This is a genomic window from Acidiphilium sp. AL (assembly GCF_025499445.1).
Classification (GTDB): domain Bacteria; phylum Pseudomonadota; class Alphaproteobacteria; order Acetobacterales; family Acetobacteraceae; genus Acidiphilium; species Acidiphilium iwatense.
The window spans coordinates 1-2,160 of sequence record NZ_JAIMBZ010000100.1; the positions used below are offsets into that span (position 1 = coordinate 1).

The 2,160-nt window shown below is 57.0% G+C and carries 2 protein-coding genes and 1 pseudogene; 2 read left to right on the forward strand and 1 reads right to left on the reverse strand.

All coding sequences use genetic code 11. From position 1 onward, the window contains the following. Positions 1 to 230 precede the first annotated feature (230 nt). Together AiwAL_RS19990 and AiwAL_RS19995 are read left to right on the forward strand one after the other, a co-directional pair. Positions 231 to 1,121 carry an IS110 family transposase gene (locus tag AiwAL_RS19990; RefSeq protein ID WP_262313468.1) on the forward strand — a complete coding sequence of 297 codons (891 nt, stop codon included), beginning with the start codon at positions 231 to 233 and terminating at the stop codon, positions 1,119 to 1,121. Between the two features lie 99 nt (positions 1,122 to 1,220). Next, positions 1,221 to 1,451 (forward strand): annotated as a pseudogene (locus tag AiwAL_RS19995) (IS110 family transposase); the annotation flags it as partial. A 521-nt stretch (positions 1,452 to 1,972) separates the two neighbouring features. Here AiwAL_RS19995 and AiwAL_RS20000 read toward each other — a convergent pair. Then, on the reverse strand, positions 1,973 to 2,160 hold a 188-nt coding region (locus tag AiwAL_RS20000; protein WP_262313469.1), incomplete at its 5' end, for a hypothetical protein.

A 2,160-nucleotide genomic window follows, 5' to 3' on the forward strand; every position in this document is an offset into this window, starting at 1 on the left:
GGACGCTCTGCCCCGGTCGGTTGCCAACGCCATCACGCCGGCTTCGCCGGCGCCGATCGTGCGCGCCTTGGATACAGGCGGGGGCCGTTCAGCCGTCGTCCTTCCCCGGAAACGCGGTTCTTGACCCACCCCATAAAAGTCAGATGGGGTGGTTGCCGCCCTCCCCAGACGGCATCGCGATGTGCCAAGATAGTGGTGTCTACAGCCACTGAGCGGAAAGGACGGCAACCGTGACGAAAGATACGATGGTCGGGGTAGACCTGGCAAAGAATGTTTTCCAGTTGCACGCCGCGTCGATGACCGGACAACCAAAGTTCCGCAAGAAGCTGTCACGGCAGAGTTTTCTCAAGTTCATGGCCGATCAGCCGCCCGCGGTGGTGGTGATGGAGGCGTGCGGAAGCGCGCATTATTGGGCGCGCGAGATGATCCGGCTTGGCCATGAGGTAAAGCTGATTGCGGCACAGTATGTGAAGCCGTTTGTGAAGCGCCAGAAGAACGATGCTGCGGACGCCGAGGCGGTTGTGGTTGCGGCGCAACGGCCTGAAATGCGCTTCGTTGAACCGAAGTCGGCAGAGCAGCAAAGCCGGGCGATTTTGTTTCGCGCCCGAGAACGCCTCGTCCACCAACGCACCGAACTGGTCAACGCACTCAGGGCCTGCCTCTATGAATATGGCCACGCCGTTCCGCAGGGGATTCATCAGATCAAACGGATTGCAGAAATCCTGGATACGCACAGCAGCGATTTACCCGATTTGATGCGCGAGGAGTGCCGGGAGTTGCTGGACCAGATTGCCGAGCAGACGACGCGCATCAATGCACGAACTGCGAAGATCAAGACGCTGGCGGCTGAAGCTGATACGGCACGGCGGTTGCAAACAATCCCTGGCGTTGGTCCATTGACCGCGTTGGCCGTCGAAGCCTTTGCCCCGCCGATGGAGAACTTCCGGTGTGGGCGCGATTTTGCCGCGTGGCTCGGCCTCGTCCCACGCCAATTCTCCTCCGGCGGCAAGGAACGGCTCGGGCGAATCTCCAAGGCTGGCTACGGTATGCACACATCTCTTTGCGGCAAAGAATCAACCCGAAAAAATTTCGCCGAAGCCAGATTAAAGTACATGATCTGAAGTGCTCATAATAGAGAACACATAACGGGATCAAATCGGAATATCGGTTACAATCCGTTGATTTACATACATTTTATGAAATGTGTGAATCCCGTAGCCAAGGCTGGGCAGTCCGACATCCGGAGGCTGCTGATTATTGGCGCGATGTCGCGGCTGAATTGGCTGGGTCGGAAATCGATCCCGGAAGCTTCATGGCTGGCGCGTATGGTCGCGCGAAAGCCGAGGATGCTCGTGGCGATCGCACTGGCCAACAAGATGGCGCGGACGATCTGGGCCTTGATGACGAAAAATGAGGATTATCGAGTTCCGGCGCAGGCTGTGGCGGCATGATCGCAATGCCGCAGAAACTGCCTGACGCCGGATAAAGGGGGTGTGAGAAGGCGACGACCCGAATGGGCAAAATGATCGAACAGATCTGGATCAGGAAAACCAGTTTAGAGTCGTGAGCATTGCAGCTCGAGAGTCAGATTTGGACCTGATCCGCAGATCACCATACCGGCCAGCGGCTTCTGTAAATGCCGCATTTACAGGCCTGACAGAAGACCGCACTCGATCACATGGGCATCGGCTTCGAAACTTCTTGCATCACGGGCGGCAACCACAGAAGACTCTAAGCGTTTCATATTTCCTCCTGGATTTACAGACGTTCACATTGAACCGCGCCTGTTTTTCTCTCCCTGGACGACCGTGTTTTCCGTGTGGTCGCCACATTGGCGGATTTTTAAAAGCGCTGGCGCATGAATAGCGAGAAAATCAAATTATTTCAATGAGGCATCCAGGGGACCTTCCTGGGCTTGGCCACAGCGCGCGGCGATGAGGACGCCGACCGCTTCACAGGTCTGCCTTGGACGTCACTGGCATCGAGCAAGCGAAGTGATCGACGCATCGACATCTGCCCACAATCTCATGTCTCCCCTCATTTTGAGGCCGCAGGCGCCATTTAGCCGAAGAATCGATTGAGGCCTGTCGGCATTCCGGAAGGAATCCTGGCGGCCCGGTTCCGATTCCGATTGTTGCGCGCCGCCGAAATCTCTTGCCA